The 4,856-nt window shown below is 57.8% G+C and carries 3 protein-coding genes and 2 pseudogenes; 3 read left to right on the top strand and 2 right to left on the bottom strand.

Annotation, left to right across the window (positions count from 1 at the left end; all coding sequences use genetic code 11):
• The first annotated feature begins 785 nt into the window (after positions 1-785).
• A complete protein-coding gene (locus AB0N17_RS45175; RefSeq protein ID WP_366017516.1) occupies positions 786-1,151 on the top strand; it encodes a DUF485 domain-containing protein in 366 nt (121 codons plus the stop codon).
• 52 nt (positions 1,152-1,203) lie between these two features.
• On the top strand, positions 1,204-2,793 hold the full coding sequence (locus AB0N17_RS45170) for a cation acetate symporter (protein ID WP_366017515.1): 1,590 nt from the start codon (positions 1,204-1,206) through the stop codon (positions 2,791-2,793).
• A gap of 423 nt (positions 2,794-3,216) precedes the next feature.
• On the opposite strand, the pseudogene AB0N17_RS45165 reads toward AB0N17_RS45170, so the two are convergent.
• Positions 3,217-3,570: pseudogene (locus AB0N17_RS45165) on the bottom strand (DUF6009 family protein); the annotation flags it as partial.
• A gap of 196 nt (positions 3,571-3,766) precedes the next feature.
• Positions 3,767-4,759 (bottom strand): annotated as a pseudogene (locus AB0N17_RS45160) (phage/plasmid primase, P4 family); the annotation flags it as partial.
• A gap of 28 nt (positions 4,760-4,787) precedes the next feature.
• On the opposite strand from AB0N17_RS45160, the gene AB0N17_RS45155 reads away from it, so the two are divergent.
• Positions 4,788-4,856 (top strand): SpoIIE family protein phosphatase (locus tag AB0N17_RS45155; RefSeq protein WP_366017517.1); only part of this gene is annotated, 69 nt, incomplete at its 3' end.

The raw sequence follows: 4,856 nt of genomic DNA, 5'->3' as shown, positions 1-4,856 counted from the left end.
GTCGCGTTTTGGCACCAGGGTGTCGTCGTCTCGCCGGCCCGCCAGCCGCGCCAGGGCACCGTCTCCATCGGGTGCGATGTGGCCGGCCGCGGCGTCTCCTCGTCCAGGTCGGGGCCCGGTGTCTGAGGCTTGCCTTGCCCCTGGGTCACGGCTCTCCAGAGGGCGGGCGTCGTAAGCATATGTGGCTTGTTGAGTCGCTTCAGTCGCTGAGCTCACCCGCCTGGTCCCCTGAGCTGTGCTTCTTTGCGCAGTGCACCAGAGACTGTCGTTTTCGCCCTGGGTCACTTTCTGCGTGCCGTCAGCCGTGCTCAGCACATCGCGGTACGAGATCTGGGGTGTTGCACAGGCTGTCTTTGGACAGGTCAGAGGCAGTGAGCCGGGTTGTCTTTCTAGGCACACGGTTCTGAGTCCGCGGGCGTGAGCAGTTGCGTGGAGTGGCTGTTCATCTTGGTCATCGCACCGTTCCGGCGCCCATAGCTTTCCACTCGTATTGCCTGACCTTGCAGCGTGACCCCCAAAAGCTGTGAGCTGCGGCATTCGACAGAGGCTGGCTTACTAAGCTGAGTGCAGCGTCATGGGGTGAGACTGCATAAGTGAAGGTACTTCCCCATCGCATGAAGAAGCCGAATTGATCCATTCATATGCTTAATCTAAACTTCTGTGGCGGTGTCCGCATCACTGACAGAGGCTGGCCATAATGATTGCGTCCGTGCCTCCGTGCCCAACCCTTAACTCCGTAATCAGCATGGTCATGTCGTTCGCTCGATGCACCACTTAGGTGAGGAGTGTCCGTGTCGCCAGACCCATCGACACCAGAGGAGGGTTCTTCAAGGAGTGATGGAGTCGGCAGGGCGCTCGCTCTGCATGAATCCTCTTGCTTTCAAGAACTCCGTCGAGCCTATAGGCATTTCTCCTTCTTCTGGGTGACCGTCTCTTTGATTTGGTACCTCCTCTATGTCTTGCTGGGCATGTATGCAAAGCCCTTCATGTCTGTGGAAGTTGCTGGAAGAGTCAATGTTGCTTTCATCTTCGGCCTTTCCCAGTTCGCACTTACCTTCTTTATTGCCTGGCGATATTTGAGGTACGCGACAAGGAACCTGGACCCAAGAGCCACCAAAATCAAGGTCACGTGGGTGAGGACTAATGATTAGGACCGCCTCAGCGCACTCGCTCTCCGGACACAGTGGCAATACTGGCACAAACTTGACTACCATCTTTTTTGCATGCTTTGTAATCGTGACTCTTTGCCTGACAGTGAAGGCTGGTCGGCAGAGCAAAAGTATGGCGGATTTTTATACAGGCGGCAGGCGGTTTACGGCATTTCAGAACGGCCTAGCAGTCTCCGGTGATTACCTGTCTGCAGCCGCCTTTCTCGGGATCTCTGGACTCATCGCACTGAACGGATACGACGGATTCCTGTACTCGATTGGTTTCCTCGTCGCATGGGTGGTAACCCTGCTTTTTGTTGCTGAATTCTTGCGTAATGTTGGTCGATACACAGTCGGTGATGTGCTCGCGTACAGAATGAGCCAGCGTCCTGTCCGAATCGCCGCTGGCATCTCAACTATTACTGTTTCCATTTTTTATCTAACAGCGCAAATGGCGGGGGCCGGTGTACTTGTATCGCTGCTATTGGGTATCAGGAACGATACCGGCCGTATCCTGGTTATCTGTTTTGTCGGGCTCATGATGATTGTGTATGTGTCCATCGGCGGCATGAAAGGAACAACATGGGTTCAAGTGACTAAGGCAGCCCTCCTCTTCGGCGGAACCAGCCTCGTATGTTTTCTGATTTTGCTCAAGTTCCATTTCAACATCTCCGAGTTGCTCGATTCTGCAGCTACACATAGCGGCAAGGGCAGGGACATGTTGGTGCCCGGTCTCAAATATGGGTCAAACGCATGGTCGAAGCTGGATTTCATTTCTCTCAGCATTGCGCTGGTGCTGGGTACGGCCGGCCTTCCACATATCCTGGTTCGGTTCTATACCGTACCATCTTCAGTGGTCGCACGAAAATCGGTCGTATGGGCAATCGGCATCATCGGCGTATTTCACTTGATGAATCTGGTGGTCGGATTCGGGGCAGCCGCATTGCTTACCCAGTCCGAGATTACCCGTTCTAATAAAGGGGGCAACACTGCTGCGCCGCTGGCCGCGCTGCAGATCGGAGGCGGGCCTGGTACCACCGGCGGAGCGTTGCTGCTCTCCCTGATTTCATCCGTTGCCTTTGCCACCGTCCTTGCCGTCGTGTCGGGAATCACACTTGCTACGGCCTCATCATTTGCACACGATATTTATGCCAATGTCATCCGCGAGGGCCATGCCGAAAGAAGGATTGAGCTCCGTGTCGCGCGGTCCGCGGCAATCGCCACCGGCCTGGTTGCTGTTGCACTGGGAGCGGTGTGCCGTGATGTCAACGTGGCCGGGTTGGTGGCGCTCGCTTTCGCCGTCGCCGCCTCGGGGAATCTACCTGCCATTTTGTACAGCTTGTTCTGGCGAGGCTTTACTACTCAAGGGGCACTATGGTCCATCTATGGAGGAATGGCCACAGCGGTGTCTCTAGTTCTTATTTCACCAACACTCTCCGGAAATCCCGCCTCTATTTTTCCGAATAGCGATTTCGCATGGTTTCCGTTGGGGAATCCGGGAATTGTCTCGATCCCTGTCGGGTTTATTCTCGGATGGCTTGGATCTGCTTTGTCCAAGGAGGAGACCGATCCGAAGAAGTACGCGGTGCTGGAGGTCCAGTCGCTTACCGATGTAGAGGTAGAGGGGTTTCCTCCAATGAGCTGACCGGATCCAGCGATCCGGTGCCGTTTACGTGCTCAGGGCTCGTGAGCTCCGAGCACGGCCCGTGCCTCTGCGGCTGGCGGCCGGTGATACACGAGCCGGCTCGGTAGAGGGGTGGTTAGACCGTGGAGGAGGCGACAGGGGTGCTCATCGACGTGTGGAAGGCGAGCGCCCCCAAGGTGGGGCGGTTGCAGCTGTGCCACGGAGCCAGGCCGCGCACGTGGTGGCCCTTCTTCACCTGTCTGCGGCTAGCGCTCACAAGTGCTATTCCGAGGCTGCAGCGAGTGCACTACGTCAGCCAGGTAGTGGTTTCTGTCCCTCTTGCCACTCCGCAGGTCCTGGGGCGGATCGGGCAGTGGGGCCGTAGGCCGGATTCACTTGTCCGGTGCTTCGGCAGCCGTCCGCTTCAGGCGGACCACCAATAGGCCCATGCTGCGAGCGCGGTGTCTTTGCTCCAGGCTTCTTCGGTTTGATCGTACGGGGATCTACAGCTTCTCCCGGTGCCCCTTCGCGATAAAGGCCCTCGGGGAGAGTGTCCCGGTCGTGTGGCAGGAGGAAGAAGACGCGTCGCTTGTAGAGACCACTGTCGGGATCAGGCTGGGCTGTGTCATTGAGCATGGCGTAGCCCACCATTCTGCCATCACGCGCGTAGGGCGGTCTGGTGTTCCGCCGCTTTGTCTTATCAAGAGCTTGGCGTACGTAGTCGAGAGCTTCCGGGTTCTCCAGCCACACCACCTCTTCCTCATGGATGAGGTCGCTCTCAGACAGCAGCGAGCTCATGGCTGCAGCCCCTCCTTCATCGGCCGACTTCCACAATAGCCAGTGGGAGTGCGGGTATCTCGGTGGCTGCCCGCGCATCCGCGCGCGGCGAAGCGCGGTAGGCGCGCCGCCCCGTGAGTGGCCTGCCGCTCATCGTAGAGGGCACGACCCGGTGGGTGCATGGGGTGCTGCGCGATGGGCGAGCATGAGGACGTAGTCATTCGGTTCCCAAGAGCGCGATGCCCGGGTAGTACTTGCGGCCATTAGACTTGATCATGTCAGTAGGAGAAGCAAGGCCCACTTCTTGGCGGATGCGGTTCGCGAAGGCACGGGGACTTGCTGCACGGACCCCTTCACCAGCGTTGCACCAAGAGGTGTACTCGGTGTAGAGCAACCCTTGCTCCACCCGCAGGTCGGGCCGCTTGTCATCGTTGCGAGTGCAGCACTCGGCGAGGAAGCGGCCGATATGATCTTCAGTATTTGCGTACGCGGTGGTCGCGATGCGTACCCGATCGGGGCCTTCGAGCGGATCGCGCGTCACAAGATATCGGCGAGCGCCTTCAATAAGCCATTGCAGGATGCCTGACCCTTCGTCGCGAACAAGTTCAAAGGCGAGATTATCGATGCGCCGCTCGGCAGGAACGGTACAGGTGAAGGGCAGAAGCCGAATGCGGCGCCAGAATGCGAAACCACCAGTCGAAACTTCAGGCCTGTGATTTCCGAGCAGCCATAGATGGTGGGTGGGGGTGAACGAAAAATAGTCTTGTCTCATTCGGCGGGCTGTGATGTTATCGCCGCCCGTCAGGAGCCGTACGCGCGCCTCGTCAAATTTGTCGTTGGGTTTTAGCTCACTACAGACGATAAGTCGGCGGCCATGCAGTTCGGTAAGTTCTGTTGAATGCTCGGAGAATGCTCCGCGGTCCATCAGGAACCCGGGTGGAGCGGCGTCTGCATAGTCTCCAAGAATTTGAATCATTGTGTCCAGGAGGACCGACTTACCGTTCTTTCCCTCACCGTGAAGAAAGGGTAGCACCTGTGCACCGACGTCACCCGTGATGGAGTAACCCAACAACAAATGTAGAAAGTCGATCATCTCCCGACCTTCCGCATTGTCACCGAAAGTGTCACTCAAAAAACGGTGCCACCGAGGCGTTTCCATATGGAGTGGTGCCACGCTCGTAGCCCGGGAATGGAAATCCCTCGCAGGGTCAGCTGCGCAGCGGCTGGGCACCGACCGCATGGCGACCTGCCTGTACGCCGTCTACGACCCGGTCACGCACCGCATCACCATCGCGAACGCCGGTCAT

The sequence above is a fragment of the Streptomyces sp. NPDC051133 genome (assembly GCF_040682635.1).
Taxonomy (GTDB): Bacteria; Actinomycetota; Actinomycetes; order Streptomycetales; family Streptomycetaceae; genus Streptomyces.
This window is presented reverse-complemented; position numbering and strand designations above follow the sequence as displayed.